Here is an 18,442-nt window from a genome sequence, read left to right on the forward strand (position 1 = left end):
CTGTCATCGAATCGTCGCCGCCGGTGCCGGCACGACCGGCGTGTGCGCACCGGATTCGAGCTCCCGCCGCAGCTGCCACTGCTTGACCAGCGCATACAGCGCGGGGATCACGCCGAGCGTCAGCACCGTCGACGAGATCATGCCGCCGACCATCGGCGCAGCGATGCGGCTCATGACTTCGGAGCCGGTGCCCGTGCCCCACATGATCGGCAGCAGGCCCGCCATGATCGCGACGACCGTCATCATCTTCGGGCGCACGCGCTCGACTGCGCCTTCCATGATCGCTTCATAAAGGTCGGCAACCGACGCCTCGCGGCCTTCGGCAGCACGTTTCGCGCGGATCGCCTCCCACGCGTGATCGAGGTAGATCAGCATGACGACGCCGGTTTCGGCCGCGACGCCGGCGAGCGCGATAAAGCCGACCGCGACCGCGACGCTCATCTGGTAGCCGAGCCACCACATCAGCCACACGCCGCCGACGAGCGCGAACGGCACCGACAGCATCACGATCAAGGTCTCGGTGAGACGCCGGAAGTTCAGGTACAGCAGCACGAAGATCAGCCCGAGCGTCAGCGGCAGCACGACTTTCATCTTCTCCTTCGCGCGCTCCATGTACTCGAACTGGCCGCTCCACGTCGCGTAATAGCCGGGCGGGAACGTGACCTGTTCGGCGACCGCCTGCTGCGCGCGTTTGACGAACGCGCCGAGGTCGGCGCCGCGCGTGTCGACGTACACGTACGCGGCGAGCAGTGCATTCTCGGTGCGGATGCCGGGCGAGCCGCGCGTGAGCTGAACGTCGGCGAGCTGGCCGAGCGGGATCGGGCCGCTCGCCGTCGGCACGTACACTTCGGCCGCGATGCGCTGCGGGTCGTCGCGCAGGCCGCGCGGGTAGCGCACGGTGACGTTGTAGCGTTCGAGCCCTTCGACCGCGGTCGTGACCATGTCGCCGCCGAGCGCGGTCGCGACGACTTCCTGCAACGCATTGACCGTCAGGCCGTAGCGTGCGAGCTGGTCGCGGCGCGGCACGATGTCGAGGTAGTAGCCGCCGCTGACGCGCTCGGCGTACGCGCTGGAAGCGCCCGGCACGTTCCGCACCGCGGCTTCGACGTCCTTCGCGACCTGCTCGATCGTCGCGAGGTCGTTGCCGAACACCTTGACGCCGATCGGCGTGCGGATGCCGGTCGCGAGCATGTCGAGGCGCGCCTTGATCGGCATCGTCCAGGAATTCGCGACACCGGGGAATTTCAGCGCCGCGTCCATCTCGGCGATCAGCTTGTCGGTTGTCATGCCTGGCCGCCAGTCGGCTTGCGGCTTGAGGTTCACGACCGTCTCGAACATTTCGAGCGGCGCCGGGTCGGTCGCCGACAGCGCGCGCCCGGCCTTGCCATACACCGATTCGACTTCGGGAAACGTCTTGATGATGCGGTTCGTCGTCGCGAGCAGACGCCCGGCTTCGGTCACCGACATGCCGGGCAGCGCCGCCGGCATGTAGAACAGCGTGCCTTCGTTCAGCGTCGGCATGAACTCCGAGCCGAGCTGGCGCGCCGGGAACACCGTCACCGCCATCACCACCCCCGCGGCGACGAGCGTCAGCACCTTGTGGCGCATCACGCCGCGGATGATCGGCCGGTAGGCCCAGATCAGGAAGCGGTTCACCGGGTTCCTCGCCTCGGGCAGGATGCGCCCGCGCACGAAGAACAGCATCAGCACCGGCACGAGCGTTACCGACAGCAGCGCCGCGCCCGCCATCGCGAACGTCTTCGTGAACGCGAGCGGCGAGAACATCCGTCCTTCCTGCCCTTCGAGCGTGAACACCGGCAGGAACGACACGGTGATGATCAACAGCGAAAAGAACAGCGCCGGGCCGACTTCCTTGCACGCGCGGATGATCGTCTGCGCGCGCTCGGCCTGCGTCGCGCCCGCCGGCAGATGTTCGAGGCGCTTGTGCGCGTTCTCGATCATCACGATCGCGGCGTCGACCATCGCACCGATCGCGATCGCGATGCCGCCGAGGCTCATGATGTTCGAGCCGAGGTCGAGGGCGCGCATCGCGATGAACGCGATCAGGATGCCGAGCGGCAGCGTGATGATCGCGACGAGCGCGCTCCTCACATGCAGCAGGAAGATCACGCATACTGCGGCGACGATCAGGCTCTCTTCGAACAGCGTCCATTTGAGGTTCGCGATCGCGCGCTCGATCAGGTTCGAGCGGTCGTAGACCGGCACGATCTCGGCGCCTTCGGGCAGCCCCGGCGCGATCTCCGCGATCTTCGCCTTGACGTTCGCGATGACGTCGAGCGCGTTCTGGCCGAAGCGCGCCATGACGATGCCGGAAGCGACTTCGCCTTCGCCGTTCAATTCGGCGATCCCGCGCCGCTCGGCCGGCACGAGTTCGACGCGGCCGATGTCGGCGACCCGCACCGGCGTGCCGCCTGCGCTTTTCAGCACCAGGTTCGCGATGTCGTCGCTGCCGCCCAGATAGCCGCGGCCGCGCACCATGTATTCCTTCTCGGCCATCTCGACGACGCGCCCGCCGACATCGCGGTTCGACTCGCGGATCACGCGGCTGACGTCGTCGAGCGCGAGGCCGAATGTCGCGAGCCGGTGCGGGTCCACGGTGACCTGGTATTCGCGCACGAAGCCGCCGACGCTCGCAACTTCCGCCACCCCGCCGGCTTTCGTCAGTTGGTAGCGGATGTACCAGTCCTGCAGGCTCCTCGTCTCGGCGAGCGACATGTTCTTGCCGGTCACCGCGTACTGATAGACCCAGCCGACACCGGTCGCATCCGGCCCGATCTGCGGCGACACGCCCTGCGGCAGGCGTCCCGCGACCGAACTCAAATATTCGAGCACGCGCGAGCGCGCCCAGTAGATGTCGGTGCCGTCCTCGAAGATCACGTAGACGTAGGACGCGCCGAACATCGAGAAGCCGCGCACGACTTTCGCGCGCGGCACGGCGAGCATCGATGTCGTCAGCGGGTAGGTCACCTGGTCCTCGACGACCTGCGGCGCCTGGCCGGGGAAGTCGGTGAACACGATCACCTGCACGTCCGACAGATCCGGCAGCGCGTCGAGCGGCGTGTTCTTCACCGCGTACAGCCCGCCGCCGATGACGAACAGCGTCGCGAGCAGCACGAGGAAGACGTTCTTCGCGGACCAGTCGATGAGGCGGTCGAGCATGTCAGTGGCTCCCGTGTCCGTTCGCGGCCGCCGGTTCCGCTGCCGGTTTCCCGGCGGTGCCTTTCGATGCCTTCTCGATACGCGTGACGACGAATTCGCCCGGTTGGCGCTGTTCGAACTCGAATCGAACCGGCGTGCCGGGCGCGAGGTCGGCGACGAGCTCGGGCGACGCCACCGCGAAGTCCATCGTCATCGCCGGCCATTGCAGCGCAGGGATGTCGCCGTGCGTCAGCGTCACGGTGTTCGTCGCCGGATCAACGGCGTCGAACGTTCCTTCGGCCTCGTATGTTTGCGGCGCTGCGGCCGTTGCCGGGGCGGCGTCGGTCAGGTTCGACAGCGCGGCCTTCAGCTGGCTTTCGGAATCGATGAGGAAGTTCGCCGACGTCACGACGCGGTCGCCGGCCTCGACGCCTTCGAGCACTTCGACGTGCTCGGTGCCGCGCTCGCCCAGGCGCACCGGTTGCGGCTTGAAGCGGCCTTCGTCGAGCGCGATCAGCACGACCTGCCGCACGCCGTCGTCGATGACCGCGGACGTCGGCACGGTCACGCGCGGCGTCGGCGAGCCGGACGCGAGCTCGACGTGCGCAAACATGCCCGGGCGCAGCAGGCCTTCGCGGTTGTCGAGTTCGAGACGAATGCGCGTGCTGCGCGTCTCGACGTTCAGCGTCGGGTAGAGATAGCCGACTTTCGAGTCGAAGTGGCGATCCGGGAAGGCGTCGAGCGTCACGCTCGCCCGCTGGCCGACGCTCACGCGCGCGAGGTCGCGCTCGAAGATGTCGGCGATGACCCACACTTTCGACAGGTCGGCGATGCGATAGACCGCTTCGCCGGGCATGAAGCGCGCACCCTGCACCGCGTTCTTCTCGAGCACGACGCCGTTGGCCGGCGAATGGAAAGTCTGGCGCTGCGCAATCTTGCCCTCGCCCTCGCGCGGCGCGGCGACTTGCCAGTTCTGCAGGCGCTCGCGCGTCGCGTCGGCCAAGCGGCGCGCCGCTTCCGACGCAATCGGGTCGGTGGCGGCACTGTCGCGCTGTAGCCGCTCGGCGATGCGCAGTTCCTCGCTGGCCGACTGCAGCTCGGGGCTGTAGATCGTGAACAGCGGCTGGCCGCGGCGCACCGGGTCGCCGACCGCATTGACGTGCAGGCGCTCGATCCAGCCTTCGAAGCGCGGCGCAACGTCGACGACCGCACGCTCGTTGAGCTCGACGCGTCCGACCGCGCGCACTGCGGCATCGACGACGCGCATCTCGGCGACGGCGGTCTTGACGCCGAGCGTCTGCACGCGCGCCGGGCTGACGACGACTGCGCCGCTGTCGTCGGGCTGGTCGTCGGCATAGACCGGGATGTAGTCCATGCCCATCGAGTCCTTCTTCGGCACCGGTGACGTGTCGGGCAGGCCCATCGGGTTGCGGTAATAGAGGATCTGGCGTTCGCTGCCGGCGCCTGCGGCCGTGTTTTCAGCGGCCGTCGTGCTGTCGGGCGCGGCAGCGGGGTCGCTGCGGCTGCCTGCCCAATAGCCGGCGCCCAGCGCAGCCGCGACGGCGAGCGCCGCGAGGGAAAGTCGTACGGCGGGCTTCACGGCTGTTCTCCTGCAAGTTTTTCGATTTCGGCGAGCGCCATGCGGGTCTCGACATCGGCCTGCAGCAGCGCCATGCGCGTATCGACGAGCTGGCGCTCGGCTTCGAGCACGGTGTCGAAGTCGACGCGCCCCGTCGAGAACGCCGCCCGGGTCGCGTCGCGCGTCGCTTCGGCCTGCGGCGTCAGCGTGCCGCGCAGGAGCTGCAGCGTCTCGTGGCCGCTCGTGAACGCGGCGTACGCGCTGCCGAGTTCGCCGAGGAGCGCCGATTCGGCTGCAGCGCGTCGCGCGTCGGCGGCAGTGACCATCAGTGCGGCTTCGCGCTCGCGCGCGCGGCGTGCCGACTGCTGCAGCGGGATCATGACTTCGAGCATCACGTCCCACGACGACGGTTCGCCGCCGCGCGGGCGGTTGTTCGTCAGTCCGACGCTGAAGTCCGGGTAGCGGTCGCGCCACGTGCGGTCGCGTTCGAGGCGCGCCGCGTCGAGGCCGCGCGCTTCGGCAGCGATCGCCGGATGGGTCGTGCGCGTGCGTTCGACGAGGGGCGCGAGGGCGACCGCCTGCGGCAGCGGCGGCGGATCCTGCGGCGCGGCGAGGGCGCTGCCGGGCGCGCGGCCGAGCAGCGCGTTCAGTGCCGACGCCGTGCCGCGGCGGCGCTGTTCGACGCCGACGAGCGCGAGCCGCTGCGACGTGATCTCGCGCTGCGCGCGCAGCACCGCCTGCTGCGGCAGCAGGCCGAGGCGGTAGCGCGACAGCGTGATCTCCTCGAGGCTCTGCAGCAAGGCCAGCGCGTCGCGATTGAGCACCGCTTCGCGGTCGGCGGCGTAATAGCGCAGCCACGCCGCCTTGATTTCGGCAGCCATGTTCGCCCAGGCCGCATCGCGGGCCGCCTCGGCCTGGTCCGCGCGCGCGCCCGCCGCACGCTCGGCGAGCTCGCGCTTGCCCCACGCCGGCAGCGGCTGGATGACGCGGTAGCGCGTTTCGCCGACTTCGCCCGGCACGAGCGTCGTCGGGCCGCCGCGCATGCGGTTCGTGAAGTCCATCAGCTCGATCTGGAAGCTCGGGTCGGGCAGCGCGCCGGCGGGTTCGACACGTTCGCGGGCAGCATCCGCTTCGGCGCGGTCGACGGCGAAAGCCGGGTTGTTCATGCGAGCGTATTCGATCAGGCCGGGAAGGTCCGCGCCGAGGGGCGGCGGAGCGGCAGCGGGCGGCGCGGTGTCCTGCGCGTGGCCGAAAGCGCTCGCCGCGAGCACGGCGATGCCCGCGGCCAGACGCAGGGAACGCAGGCCGGCGATAAGCGGTTTCATCGGATGTCCGGAAAAAGTGGGGGTGGCCAGGGTCCGGGGCGGGGCAGGTGCCCGAAGGCGAATCGGCGGGCCGGGCGGACCGCAGCCGCAGGGGGTCCGGCTGCGGTGGGCTCGCGCCTCGGCGTCACGCCTGTTTCGCCCTTATTTGACCATCTCCAGCTGCGTCACTGTGAACACCCCATCGACGCGCTGCGCGGCGAAGCGGATCCTGTCGCCCTCGCTGACCGCGTCGAGCATCGACGGGTCGGTCGCGCGAAAGGTCATCGTCATCGGCGGCATGCCCAGGTTCTCGAGCGGGCCGTGGCTGATCGTGATCTTGCCGGCGGCCTTGTCGACTTTCTTGACGGTGCCTTCCGACAGCGAAGCTTTCGCGTCGGCGACGGGCATCGCGGCGCCGTGAGCGGCATCGTGTCCGTGCCCGCTCATGGCAAAGGCCGGACCGGCGCTCGTGAGCGTGGCGAGGAGGGCGAACGTGGCGAGGGGGCGGGTGAGGGGGCGGGTGAGGGGGCGGGTGAGGGGCATCATGGATCCTGTGTTTCGGTGAGTGGAATGAAGTATGAGTTCGTAATACCGACTGGAGGCTGACGGGAAGATTACATTTTTGTCAGCCGCGGGTGGGCTGGGAGGCGGCGACCCGCCCGCTCGCAGGCGGCGGACGGGAAGGAATATGCGACAGGTGTGGATCGGCGTGTTTCGGTGAGCGGCGCATCTGTTGTACAGGACGCTCGCGCTGTCGAGCGGATCGGCGTCATTTTCCCCCGGTTTTCCCCACGATTCCCCCATCGTTCCGCCCCCCCGTGAAAGGGGGCGCGCCGCCTGCCGTCGTGCGGCAAATTGACGCTGTCGCGCGGCCCGGCCGAACCCTGCAGGGGCGGCACCGGCGTCGCGTCCGCAGGCGCAACGAACGAAGGAGACCTGGCATGCGCATCGTGTGTATCGGCGGCGGACCCGCGGGGCTGTATTTCGCGCTCCTGATGAAGAAGCTGAACCCGGCGCACGAGATCGCCGTCATCGAGCGCAACCGGCCGTACGACACGTTCGGCTGGGGCGTCGTGTTCTCGGACGCGACGATGGACAACATGCGCGAATGGGACCCGGTGACGGCCGACGCGATCCAGGTCGCGTTCAACCACTGGGACGACATCGAGCTGCATTTCAAAGGGCGCACGATCCGCAGCGGCGGCCACGGTTTCGTCGGCATCGGGCGCAAGAAGATGCTCAACATCCTGCAGGCGCGCTGCGAGGAACTCGGCGTCGAGCTGGTGTTCGACCGCGATGTCGAGTCGGACAGCGAGTTTCCCGACGCCGATCTCATCATCGCGTCCGACGGCATCAACTCGCGCATCCGCAACAAGTACGCGGAAGTGTTCAAGCCGGACATCGTCACGCGGCCGAACCGCTACATCTGGCTCGGCACGAACAAGCTCTTCGACGCGTTCACGTTCCTGTTCGAGAAGACCGAGCACGGCTGGTTTCAGGCGCACGTCTACAAGTTCGACGACACGACGACGACTTTCATCGTCGAATGCCCAGAGCATGTCTGGAAAGCCCACGGGCTCGACCGCACCGATTCGGAGCAGTCGATCGCGTTCTGCGAGAAGCTGTTCGCGAAACATCTCGACGGCCACCCGCTGATGACGAACGCGCGCCACCTGCGCGGCTCGGCGTGGCTGAACTTCCAGCGCGTCAAGTGCGAGCAGTGGCACCACGACAACGGCAGCAGCCACGTCGTGCTGATGGGCGACGCGGTGCATACCGCGCATTTCGCGATCGGCTCGGGCACGAAGCTCGCGCTCGAGGACGCGATCGAGCTGACGCGCCTGTTCCGCGATGAAGGCGACACCCCGGAGCATATCCCGGCGGTGCTCGAACGCTACCAGGCGGCGCGCAACATCGACGTGCTGCGGCTGCAGAACGCCGCATGGAATGCGATGGAATGGTTCGAAGTCTGCGGCGCGCGCTACTGCGACACGCTCGAGCCGGAGCAGTTCATGTACTCGATGCTGACGCGCTCGCAGCGCATCTCGCACGAGAACCTGCGGCTGCGCGACGCGGCGTGGCTCGAAGGCTACGAGCGCTGGTTCGCGAACAACGCGGGGCTGCCGGTCAAGGCCGGCGAGGCGCCGCCACCGATGTTCACGCCCTTCACGCTGCGCGGCCTGACGCTTGCGAACCGCGTCGTCGTGTCGCCGATGGCGATGTACTCGGCCGACGACGGCAGCGCGACCGACTTCCACCTCGTGCATTTTGGCGCGCGCGCGCTCGGCGGGGCGGGGCTGCTGTATACCGAGATGACGTGCGTGTCGCCCGACGCGCGCATCACGCCGGGCTGCGCCGGGATGTACAAGCCCGAGCACGTCAATGCATGGAAGCGCGTCGTCGATTTCGTCCACGCGAATTCGGGCGCGAAAATGGGCATGCAGCTCGGTCACGCCGGGCGCAAGGGCGCGACGAAGCTCGCGTGGGAAGGCATCGACGAACCGCTCGAAGGCGGCGGCTGGCCGCTGATGTCCGCGTCGCCGCTGCCGTACCTGCCGCATTCCCAGGTGCCGCGCGAGATGACGCGCGACGACATGGAGCGCGTGCGCGACGACTTCGTCCGCGCGACGAAGATGGCCGCCGAGGCCGGCTTCGACATCCTCGAGCTGCACTGCGCGCACGGCTACCTGCTGTCGAGCTTCCTGTCGCCGCTGACGAACCGGCGCAGCGACGAATTCGGCGGCGGACACGCGAACCGCGCGCGCTTCCCGCTCGAAGTGTTCCGCGCGATGCGTGCCGTGTGGCCGCAGGACCGCCCGATGTCGGTGCGCCTGTCGTGCCACGACTGGTTCCCCGGCGGCAACACTGCGGACGACGCGGTCGAGTTCGCGCGCCTCTTCAAGGACGCCGGCGCCGACCTCATCGACTGCTCGTCGGGTCAGGTATGGAAAGGCGATCGGCCGGTCTATGGACGCATGTACCAGACGCCGTTCGCCGACCGCATCCGCAACGAAGCCGGCATCCCGACTGTCGCCGTCGGCGCGCTCTACGAGGCCGACCACGCGAACAGCATCATCGCCGCGGGCCGCGCGGATCTGTGCGCGATCGCGCGCCCGCACCTCGCCGATCCGGCCTGGACATTGCATGAAGCGGCGAAGATCGGCTTCGACGACGTCGCGTGGCCGAAACAGTATCTGTCCGCGCGCAGCCAGTACGAGACGAATCTCCGGCGCGAGGGGGCAGTGCCGGGCAAGTGAACAACGGCCCGTCTGGGGCCCCCTGCTACAGCTTTCCCGCTCGGGCAGGGAGCCGATCTTGCTTTGAACGTGAGCCGGGGCGCGGCACGAAACGCGGCTGGATCGGTCCAACTGGACAGTTTTTGCGTGCTGTGCCCGATGTAACCCGTTAACGCGGAGGAATTCCGACGTCACATCGGCGGCCGCGGGCAGCCCCGCGGGATTCCTTCGCTCGCACCCGGGGGGTTCATGACATATTGTGTCGCCATACGGCTGGATGCAGGTCTCGTCTTCCTGTCCGACTCCCGCACCTATGCCGGCGTCGATCACATCAACACTTTCCGCAAGATGCATTTCTTCGAGCGCCACGGCGAACGGGTGCTGGTGCTGATGACGGCGGGAAACCTGTCGATCAGCCAGTCGGTCGTCAACACGCTGCGCGAACGGATCGAGTCGGGCGGGGGGAGGAACCTGTGCAACGTGCCGACGATGTTCGAAGCGGCCAAGCACGTCGGCGACTGCCTGCGCGAAGTCCACGCGCGTGATGCCGAATCGCTGAAGGAATTCGGCGTCGATTTTTCGGCCGGGCTGCTGCTCGGTGGCCAGATACGGGGCGAGGAGCCGCGCCTGTTCCAGCTCTATGCAGCCGGCAACTTCACCGAAGCGACCCAGGAGACGCCGTATTTCCAGATCGGCGAATCCAAGTACGGCAAGCCGATCATCGTACGCATCATCACGCACACGACATCGCTCGACGAAGCGGTCAAATGCGCGCTCGTGTCGATGGATTCGAGCATCCGCTCGAACCTCTCGGTGGGGTTGCCGCTCGACTTGCTGGTCTATCAGCGCGACGCGCTGCGCGTCGGCCATTACTGCGTCATCCGCGAGGACAACGCTTATTTCGCGTTGATCCGCAAGCTCTGGAGCCAACAGCTGCGCGAAGTCTTCAGTGCCCTGCCGAATCCGGACTGGGAGAACATCCAGCTCACTGCGGAGGCACTGCGGCAGAACACCTGCAATGCGCCGCGCAGCGAAAAACGCGAAGGCGAAAGCTAAACGGGGCCGGCCGCACGATCGCGCGGCCGGCCCCGCCGCCGCCCGCTAGGCTGGCGGGCGGACGGCAGAGATGCGTCCTACTCCTCCTTGTTCTTGCCGCGGCTCGATTCGCTCGAGCCCGACTTGCTGCTCGATGAACCGGACATGCCGGAGAAGCCGCCGGACGACGAGCCACCGCCGGACGACGAGCCGCTCTGGCCGTGCTCGCTGCCGCTCGCGCCCCGCTGCTGGCCGGACTGCGACTGCTGCGAAGACGACTGCTGCGAGGATGACTGCGACTGCGACCCGGATTGCGATTCGGACTGCACGCGGATGCGGTTCTCGATGTCCTGCACGCCCCAGCACTCATCGACGACGTCCTCGATGCGATGGCGCATCTGGCGGCTGGGCACCGTGCCTTCCAGTTCCACGCAACCTTCCTTGACGTTGATGCTCACTTCGCTGACGTCCACCCCGGGTTCCTCGACGAGGCGCTCGCATACCATCTCGCGGATGCGTTCGTCCGAACGGGCGTAGTTCTTCGGCCCCTTGCGGCCGCGCGACGACAGCTCGGACTGGCCCCACGAGGATTGCATCGCGCCGTAACCACGGCCCGTCTGCGACGACGTCTGCGTGCCCATCATCCCCTGCTGCGGCTGCTGGCCCCAGTCCTGCTGACCAAGGCCGCTTTGCTGGCCGAAACTGCCTTGCTGCCCGTAGCTGCCTTGCTGCCCGTAGCTACCCATCCCCTGTTGGGACTGCTGGCCGTATCCGCGCTGGCCGAATCCCTGCTGCGGTTGATGCTGGCCGAAACCCTGCTGGCCGCCCTGTTGACCATAGCCCTGTTGACCATAGCCCTGCTGGCCGTAACCTTGCTGGCCGAATCCCTGTTCGTGCTGCTGGCCCCAGCCCTGCTGGCCGAAACCCTGCTGCGGCTGATGCTGACCATAGCCCTGCTGGCCAAACCCCTGTTCGTGTTGCCGGCCCCAGCCCTGCTGTCCGCCGTAACCCTGCTCGTGCTGCTGGCCGTAGCCTTGCTGCCCGAACCCCTGTTCATGCTGTCGGCCCCAGCTCTGCTGGCCGAAGCCCTGCTGCGGCTGCTGCTGACCGTAGCCCTGCTGGCCGTAACCCTGGTCATACTGCTGGCCATAGCCCTGCTGCCCGTAACCTTGCTGTCCGTAGCCTTGCTGATGCTGACCGTAGCCTTGCTGGCCGAATCCTTGCTGCGGCTGCTGGTGCCCCCAGCCCTGCTGGCCGATCCCTTGTTGAGACTGGCGACCGCCCTGCTGGCCGTATTCCTCTTCTTCGTAGTCATGCTGTCCGTAGCTCTGCTCACGCTGGCCTTTCTGACGCTGCGATTTCATGTTCTGTCTCCTCAGGTGGCGACAACAAACCGGGTTTCGAGACACCCCGGCGGAAAAGGGACGGCTCCGGCCGCCCATCGATTTCCTCCCCATCCTGAGCAATAGGCGTGCCCCGGGTGGCCAGCAGAGGCGCGCGCTGGGTGAAGGGTTGGCTTCCAGGGATGCAAGGTGTCGGCGCTCGCCGCCGAGGCAGGATCAGCCGACGGGGACCTGCTGAGGATCTGCACGAGGCCGGCCGAGTTGTGTGCGTCAAGTTGTGCAAATTGGGTGAGCACGACATGGTTGATGTCATTTCGCTTTCAGCGCCGCACAGGGCGTAGCCCGAAGCGGCGCTGAAAGCGGGTGGCGGCCTCACGCGGCCAGCCGCAGGGCCTCCTTCTTCTGCTCGGCGAGCAGGGTCATGTTCAGGTAGCGGTTGTCCTCGAGCCAGCTCTCGTGCGTTTCGACGCACAGCGCGCGGATCAGTCGCAGGCACGAATCGGTATTGGGGAAGATGCGCACGACATGGGTGCGTCGTTTGATCTCCTCGTTGAGCCGTTCGAGCATGTTGGTGCTCTTCATGTGCTTGTGATGCTGGCGCGGCAGCCGGTAGAAGGTCAGCGTCTCGCCGATGTTCGACTCGGCCCAGTCGACGAGCTTCGGATACTTTGCCTGCCACTTCGTGATCCACGCGGCCAGGTCGCGGTGGGCCTCCTGGATGTCGCGCCGGTCGTAGATCCAGCGCAGCTCCTGCAGACAGTCGTCGTCAGCCTTGCGCGGCAGGTAATCAAGGGCGTTCCTCAGGAAGTGGACGTAGCAGCGCTGCCAGACCGCCTCGCTCAACACTTCGGAAATGGCCTTCTTGAGCCCTGCGTGATCGTCCGAGACGACGAACTCGACCCCCGCGAGGCCCCGCTCCTTGAGCCGCAGCAGAAAGTCCTTCCAACTGCTCTGGCTCTCGCGGTGGGCGAGCTCGACCGCGAGCACCTGGCGGTGCCCCTCCCAATTGATGCCGATCGCGATCAGCACCGCTTGCGCGCGAATCACGCCGTCTTCGCGGATTTTCTCGTAGCGGGCATCGAGGATCAGATAGGGGTACGCTTCGTCCAGCTGCCGCGCGGCAAAGCGCGCCAGCGCCTCGTCCAGGCTCTTGTTGATCGCCGAGATGGCCGAGGCCGAGAAGCTGTGCCCGCACAGCTCTTCGGTGATCATTTTGACCTTGCGCGTCGACACCCCCTGCACGTACATCTCGGCGAGCGCCGCGACCAGCGCCTTCTCGCTGCGCGCATAGCGCTCGAACAGCGCGGTGGAAAACTCGCCGTTACGGTCACGTGGCACGCGCAGCTCCAGTTTTCCGATGCGCGTCACCAAGCCACGACTGTAGTAGCCGGCCCGGTAGCCCTGACGGCGGTCGGTGCGCTCGCCCGGCGCCGCTCCCAGCAACTCGGTCATCTCGCCTTCCAGGACCTCCTGCAGCGCCTGCTTCATCAGCGCCTTCATCAGCTCCGGATCCGACGCCACCAATGCTTCCACTGTCGCGCCCTTCGAACTACGCTTGATCGTGGTCATGGCTGCCCTCTCCACGGGGTTAAAGGTCGATCCGACAATCAACCTTAGCCATGGCCACCCGCGCCTTCCAGCCGAAGGCGCTTCTGCACACTTCTCAGCACACTACCGCCGGCCGCGCAAACGGGGCAGCAGCGGTCAGGAAAAAGTTACACGGACTTGTAAGTTTTCTGCCGGCTGCGCGCCGCCGCGCAGCGCGACCTGTTCGTCGAATTCAGCAGACGGCGCGACGACGAGGCGATGACAGCGTTCTACCAGCGATCAGCCCAGCAGCGCGCGGAGGTGGTTCGGCAGTGCGAACTGCGCGCAATGGACTGCGCCGTTGTAGTGCTGCAGCGCGCCGATGCGGCGTTCGGCGACGCGGCGGTCGATTTCCGCGGCGGGTAGCGCGGCCGGGTCGAGGGTGTCGGAAGCGGTCGCGAAACCCCACAGCGTGCCGTACAGCGGGACATAGAGGAAATACGGGCGGACGATCGCAAACACCTTGCGCAGCCGCGCGACGAGCGCTCGCACGCGCTCCGGCTGGAAGGCCGGGGCGCCGATGTGCAGGCTGACTGCGCCGCCCGGGGCGAGCAGCGCGTGGCAACCGCGAAAAAAGTCTTCCGAATACAGCGATTCGGCAGGACCGACCGGGTCGGTCAGGTCGAGCACGATCAGGTCGAAGCGCTCGGTGGCGGCCGGGGCTTGCTCCATGACATAACGGAAGCCGTCGCCGATGCGCAGCTCGACGCGCGGGTCGTCGAGGGCGCCGTGGTGGACCGCTTGCAGGTGCTCGCGCGCGATCTCGATCACTTTCTCGTCGAGCTCGGCGATGACGATTTTCACCATCGTCGGCTGCTTCAGCAGCTCTTCGGCCGAGCCGCCGTCGCCGCCGCCGAGGATCAGCGCCCGTGCCGGCGCCGGATGCGCGATGGCCGGCACCTGGATCAGGTTCTCGTGGTAATGGAACTCGTCGCGCTCGGACGTCATGAAGCAGCCGTCGAGCCGGAACAGGCGGCCGAACTGCGGGGTTTCCCAGACCTCGTAGTCCTGATAGCGGGAGCGGCCTTTTTCGATCAGTTTTCCGCCGCGCGTGAAATAGCCGGCGTTGTCGTTGAGCTGCTCGAAAATCACGCCTTCGACAGCGGGGAGCGCCATCGGGCCGATTTCGGCTTTCTCCGGCAGGTGGCCGCGGACGACTTCGTGCGCGACGATCTGCGCCGGCCGCAGCGCGTCGATGACTGCGCGATACACCACGCGCGCGCGATCGCCGTTGTCGCGCGAAAAGTTGCAGACGTATACGTCGAGCGTCACGCCGCCCGACTCCGGCCAGGTGTGGATCGCGAGATGGGATTCGGCCAGCACGACCGTCCCGGTCACGCCAGCCGCTGCTCCGCTTTCGTCGCGAAACTGATAGAAATAGGAGCCGAGCGGCGTCAACCCGGCCTCCCGGCATTGCGTCACGCACAGGGTTTCGAGCGCTTCGCGCTCGGTCAGCGCGGCGGCGGTGGCACCGCAGCGGTACAGGTCGGCAATCAGGTGCAGTCCGTTCATCGGTCGTTCGATATCTCGCCAGAATTTTGGATGAATGACGAAATATTAGCATGCACCAAGTATTTAATATTCCTGCAAAAATGATCCTCGCCGGCAGCATGCGGCCGGTTCGCCCGGTCTGCCGGGCCGCTACTCGATGCGCGTGCTACTTGGGGGCCAGCTTGTCGATGCCGCCCTGCAGCAGCCGGCGCACCACCTGCGCGTGGTGTGTCGATTCCCGCTCGCGGTCGCGGAAGTGCTGCACGAACCCGGTGAACTGTTGCTGTTCGACGCGTTCGGCCATCCGCGCGTTGAGCGTCGCGCGCTCCTCGAGGGCGCGCACTGCGACCCACAACGCCTCCTCGATCGCCTCGTCCTGTTCCGTGAGCAGCGATTCGAGCGTATAGGCGTGGCCGACGCGGCAGCGGAAGCGGATCAGAGTGTCGTCGCGGATTTCCCACAACGCCCCGTGACACTCGGGGCAGACGTAGGGCGCGGGTGAGGCGATCCGGCGCAACAACTCCTCGCTGTTGGCGCTGCCTTCGGCGATCTTCGCTTCGACGGCATCGATCTCCGTCGTCGTCATGTTCGTTTTTGCGTTCTCCGTCTTCGCCATGTTCGTCTGCCGTGATTGCGGATTCGAAACAGCGGAGGGCCCGGAATGCAGGTCCGGTTGCGGCCCCCGGGTCGGCGCACCCACTTCGGCGGCCGCCGGCAGGGGCTTTGCCAAGCTCACCAGCACGCGCGGGATCTCGTGCAGCGGCACGCAATGGTCGATCTCGGTCTGGCGCAGCGCGCTCTGCGGCATCGACGGGAAAAGTGCGTCGCGCGGATCCTGAACAACTGTCGTGCCGCCGCGCAGCTTGATCGACCTCAGCCCGGCTGCGCCGTCGTACAGGTTGCCGGTGAGGACGACGCCGATGACTGCCGGGCCATAGGCGATCGCCGCGCTGCGGAACAGCGGATCGATCGCCGGCCGCACGTTGTTCTCGCGCGGGCCTCGCGACATGCGCACCTGGTCCGGCTCGACCAGCAGGTGGAAATCCGGTGGCGCCACGTAGATGCGTCCGGAGTGGATCGGCTCGCCGTCGACAGCGCGGTTCGCCGGCAGCGGGCCGGCACGCGACAGGATGTCCGGCAGCACCGAAGGGCTGTCGCGGGACAAGTGCAGGACGACGAAGACGGCGGCCGGAAAATTCTCCGGCAGCGCGCCCGTGAGGCTGCGCAGCGCCTCGACCCCTCCGGCCGAAGCACCGATGACGATCACGCGAAAAGGCGAAGAGTTCGTGCTGGACATGCTCTGGCTCGGTGGCGGTGGCCGGCGGTGCCGGCGCCGGCTAGCCGGCGCGCAGCAGTTGGGCGAGTTTCTCTGGCGATACAGGCTTGCTGAAGAAGTGCCCCTGGAATTCGTCACAGCACTGCGCTTGCAAGAAGCTCGCCTGCTGCGCGGTCTCGACGCCTTCGGCAATCACGCGCATGTTCAGGTTCTTCGCCAGCCCGATGATCGCGCCGGTGATCGCGCCCGCGTCGCCGCCGTCAGTGAGGTCGCGCACGAAGGACTGGTCGATCTTCAGTTTGCTGATCGGGAAGCTGCGCAGATAGCTCAACGACGAGTAGCCGGTGCCGAAGTCGTCGACCGCCATCCGCACTCCCATTTCCTGGAGCTCGCTCATCAGGCCGGAGGTCGCGACGTGATCGTGCATCAGCACGCTTTCGGTCAGCTCGAGCTCCAGTGTGCCGGGCTCGATGTGGCTCACGGCGAGCAGCCGACGGATCAGCTCGAGAAGGTTCTTCTGCGAGAACTGCAGCGCCGAGATGTTCACCGATACCGTGATCTTCTTCAATCCGGCCTCGCGCCACGCACGCACCTGCTGGCACGCGCGTTCGAGCACCCAAGCGCCGATCGGCACGATCAGCCCGGTTTCCTCGGCGACCGGAATGAACTCTGCCGGCGTGACGAGGCCGCGTTGAGGGTGTTGCCAGCGCAGCAGCGCTTCCGCGCCGACGATGTCGCCGCTGGCATCGAACTGCGGCTGGAACACGAGCCTGAACTCGTCGCGTTCGATCGCCCGGCGCAAGTCGTTTTCGAGGGCGAGCCGCTCGAGCGCATGCGCGTTCATGTCGGCAGTGAAGAATTGGAACTGGTTGCGCCCGCTCGCTTTCGAGCGGTACATCGCGATGTCGGCGTTGCGGACCAACGTGTCCGGGTCCATCGCGTCGTCGGGAAACACGCTGATGCCGATGCTGAACGACACGTTCAGCACGTAGCCGTTGACCGGGATGCTCTGTTCCATCGCCTCGATGATTTTCCCGGCGACATGCGCCGCCTGCTCGGCCGAGTCGATGTGCGGCAGCATCACGATGAATTCGTCGCCGCCGCGGCGTGCCACCGTGTCGTCCTCGCGCACGCTGCCCTTCAGACGCTGGGCGACTTCCTGCAGCAGGTGGTCGCCGACGAGGTGGCCGAGCGAATCGTTGATCGTCTTGAAGCGGTCGAGGTCGAGGAACAGCACCGCCGCGCGCGTCCCTTCGCGGGCGGCGTGGGCGAGGGCCTGCTGCATGCGGTCCTGCAGCAGCGCGCGGTTCGGCAGCAGCGTCAGCGGGTCGTAATGGGCGAGGAACTGGATGCGCGACGCGGCCGCCCGCTGGTCGGTGATCTCGGCGTAGATCGCGATGCAGTTCTCGATGTCGCCGGCCTCGTTGCGCACCGCGTGGATCGTCAGCCATTCGTTGTAGATCTCGCCGTTCTTGCGGCGGTTGCTGACTTCCCCGCTCCACGAGCCGTTGCGTTCGATCGCACTCCACATCTCGCGGTAGAAGTCACGATCATGGCGGCCCGAGGCGAGCAGTTTCGGGTTGCGGCCGAGCACTTCGTCGGGCGAGTAGCCGGTGGCTGCGGTGAAGGCGCGATTGACCGACACGATGCGGTTGAGGCTGTCGGTGATCATGATCGCGTCGGTGCTGCGCTCGAACACCTGGGCGATCAGGTTGAGGCGGTCTTCTTCGCGCTTGCGGTCGCTGAGGTCGACGAGCGCAGTGCGGTACAGGCGCCCGCTGCCATACTGCGTAAAAGCGATGCTCTCGAGCCGCACGTGGCGGATCGGGCTCTCGCGAGCGGGCGACGTGCGCAGCGGCAGGTGGTCGAACACCCGTCCCGGCTCGGACAGCACGCGGCGCAGGTGACCGAACAGCCGCGCCGTCGCGCCGTTCGGCACCCAGCCGCTCAACGGCATGCCGATCACCTGCGCGCGGTCCTGCCCGAGGAGGCGCGCGCCGGTCAGGTTGATCTCGACGATCACGCCGTGCTCGTCGAGCGTCATATAGCCGACCGGGGCGAAATCGTAGAGGTCGCTGTAGCGGTCGCGGGCGTCCTCGAGCGCCCGCCGCGCTTCGATGAGTTCGTTGTTCTGCGCTTCCAGCTCGATCTGGTGCACGCGCAGCTCCTCGACGAGGGAAGAGGTGTCCGGGGCAGCTCGCAGCGCGCCGAGACGCGCTTCGAGCTCGCGGATGCGCGCGATCAGTTCATCCCTGGATTTGCCATCCTCGCCATACCCGTCCATGGCTACTCCTTGTCTCGCGCGACGCCGTTGTCATCGGTGCCTGCCTCGATCTGCATCAGCGCGAGAAACGGCGGGCCGGCTGCTGCATCGATCGGCCGGCCGCTGATGCGCAGGCTTCGGAGCCTGTCAGAAATTTTGTGTGTGAGGC

Annotated in this window: 12 protein-coding genes and 1 pseudogene; 3 read left to right on the top strand and 10 right to left on the bottom strand. The window is 67.0% G+C overall.

Translation table 11 applies throughout. The annotated features are described in order from the left end of the window. Positions 1-3 precede the first annotated feature (3 nt). From GO608_RS11030 to GO608_RS11045, 4 genes are all read right to left on the bottom strand, one after another. Entirely contained in the window at positions 4-3,180 is a 3,177-nt protein-coding gene (locus GO608_RS11030) for an efflux RND transporter permease subunit (protein ID WP_169199623.1), read from the bottom strand. Between the two features lies 1 nt (position 3,181). After that, positions 3,182-4,759 (bottom strand): efflux RND transporter periplasmic adaptor subunit, encoded by a 1,578-nt coding sequence (locus tag GO608_RS11035; RefSeq protein WP_169199624.1) that lies wholly within the window; start codon positions 4,757-4,759, stop codon positions 3,182-3,184. Beyond that, positions 4,756-6,063 carry a TolC family protein gene (locus GO608_RS11040; protein ID WP_169199625.1) on the bottom strand — a complete coding sequence of 436 codons (1,308 nt, stop codon included), beginning with the start codon at positions 6,061-6,063 and terminating at the stop codon, positions 4,756-4,758. Before GO608_RS11040 ends, GO608_RS11035 begins: the two co-directional genes overlap by 4 nt. A gap of 141 nt (positions 6,064-6,204) precedes the next feature. Continuing rightward, positions 6,205-6,588: a copper-binding protein gene (locus tag GO608_RS11045; protein ID WP_247003055.1), complete on the bottom strand. Its 384-nt coding sequence runs from the start codon at positions 6,586-6,588 to the stop codon at positions 6,205-6,207. 395 nt (positions 6,589-6,983) lie between these two features. On the opposite strand from GO608_RS11045, the gene GO608_RS11050 reads away from it, so the two are divergent. Together GO608_RS11050 and GO608_RS11055 are read left to right on the top strand one after the other, a co-directional pair. Beyond that, positions 6,984-9,299 carry a bifunctional salicylyl-CoA 5-hydroxylase/oxidoreductase gene (locus GO608_RS11050; RefSeq protein WP_169200589.1) on the top strand — a complete coding sequence of 772 codons (2,316 nt, stop codon included), beginning with the start codon at positions 6,984-6,986 and terminating at the stop codon, positions 9,297-9,299. Between the two features lie 228 nt (positions 9,300-9,527). After that, positions 9,528-10,334 (top strand): proteasome-type protease, encoded by an 807-nt coding sequence (locus tag GO608_RS11055; protein WP_169200590.1) that lies wholly within the window; start codon positions 9,528-9,530, stop codon positions 10,332-10,334. A 77-nt stretch (positions 10,335-10,411) separates the two neighbouring features. Here the strand turns inward: GO608_RS11055 and GO608_RS11060 are convergent, their stop codons facing one another. Beyond that, on the bottom strand, positions 10,412-11,059 hold the full coding sequence (locus GO608_RS11060; RefSeq protein ID WP_247003057.1) for a BON domain-containing protein: 648 nt from the start codon (positions 11,057-11,059) through the stop codon (positions 10,412-10,414). Between the two features lie 6 nt (positions 11,060-11,065). Between GO608_RS11060 and GO608_RS11065 the strand changes: the two genes are divergently transcribed. Continuing rightward, a complete protein-coding gene (locus tag GO608_RS11065; RefSeq protein ID WP_247003059.1) occupies positions 11,066-11,782 on the top strand; it encodes a hypothetical protein in 717 nt (238 codons plus the stop codon). A 246-nt stretch (positions 11,783-12,028) separates the two neighbouring features. Here the strand turns inward: GO608_RS11065 and GO608_RS11070 are convergent, their stop codons facing one another. The 5 genes and pseudogenes from GO608_RS11070 to GO608_RS11090 form a co-directional block, all read right to left on the bottom strand. Beyond that, positions 12,029-13,225, bottom strand: a complete 1,197-nt coding sequence (locus GO608_RS11070) for an IS256 family transposase (protein WP_169200660.1) — start codon at positions 13,223-13,225, stop codon at positions 12,029-12,031. 258 nt (positions 13,226-13,483) lie between these two features. Next, a complete protein-coding gene (speE, locus tag GO608_RS11075) occupies positions 13,484-14,359 on the bottom strand; it encodes a polyamine aminopropyltransferase (protein WP_211159648.1) in 876 nt (291 codons plus the stop codon). A 90-nt stretch (positions 14,360-14,449) separates the two neighbouring features. Further along, a pseudogene (gene speD / locus GO608_RS11080) lies at positions 14,450-14,755 on the bottom strand (adenosylmethionine decarboxylase); the annotation flags it as partial. A gap of 145 nt (positions 14,756-14,900) precedes the next feature. Then, a complete protein-coding gene (locus tag GO608_RS11085) occupies positions 14,901-16,031 on the bottom strand; it encodes a chemotaxis protein CheB (protein WP_169200593.1) in 1,131 nt (376 codons plus the stop codon). 40 nt (positions 16,032-16,071) lie between these two features. After that, on the bottom strand, positions 16,072-18,294 hold the full coding sequence (locus GO608_RS11090) for a putative bifunctional diguanylate cyclase/phosphodiesterase (RefSeq protein ID WP_169200592.1): 2,223 nt from the start codon (positions 18,292-18,294) through the stop codon (positions 16,072-16,074). Positions 18,295-18,442: the final 148 nt, after the last annotated feature.

This window comes from Aromatoleum buckelii, assembly GCF_012910785.2.
GTDB classification, from domain to species: domain Bacteria; phylum Pseudomonadota; class Gammaproteobacteria; order Burkholderiales; family Rhodocyclaceae; genus Aromatoleum; species Aromatoleum buckelii.

Coding starts and splice junctions, on each gene's coding strand:
- GO608_RS11030 (WP_169199623.1), bottom strand. CDS start 3,180: ATGCTCGACCGCCTCATCGACTGGTCCGCGAAGAACGTCTTCCTCGTG.
- GO608_RS11040 (WP_169199625.1), bottom strand. CDS start 6,063: ATGAAACCGCTTATCGCCGGCCTGCGTTCCCTGCGTCTGGCCGCGGGC.
- GO608_RS11045 (WP_247003055.1), bottom strand. CDS start 6,588: ATGATGCCCCTCACCCGCCCCCTCACCCGCCCCCTCACCCGCCCCCTC.
- GO608_RS11050 (WP_169200589.1), top strand. CDS start 6,984: ATGCGCATCGTGTGTATCGGCGGCGGACCCGCGGGGCTGTATTTCGCG.
- GO608_RS11055 (WP_169200590.1), top strand. CDS start 9,528: ATGACATATTGTGTCGCCATACGGCTGGATGCAGGTCTCGTCTTCCTG.
- GO608_RS11060 (WP_247003057.1), bottom strand. CDS start 11,059: ATGGGTAGCTACGGGCAGCAAGGCAGCTACGGGCAGCAAGGCAGTTTC.
- GO608_RS11070 (WP_169200660.1), bottom strand. CDS start 13,225: ATGACCACGATCAAGCGTAGTTCGAAGGGCGCGACAGTGGAAGCATTG.
- speE (WP_211159648.1), bottom strand. CDS start 14,359: ATGGCGCTCCCCGCTGTCGAAGGCGTGATTTTCGAGCAGCTCAACGAC.
- GO608_RS11085 (WP_169200593.1), bottom strand. CDS start 16,031: ATGTCCAGCACGAACTCTTCGCCTTTTCGCGTGATCGTCATCGGTGCT.
- GO608_RS11090 (WP_169200592.1), bottom strand. CDS start 18,294: ATGGACGGGTATGGCGAGGATGGCAAATCCAGGGATGAACTGATCGCG.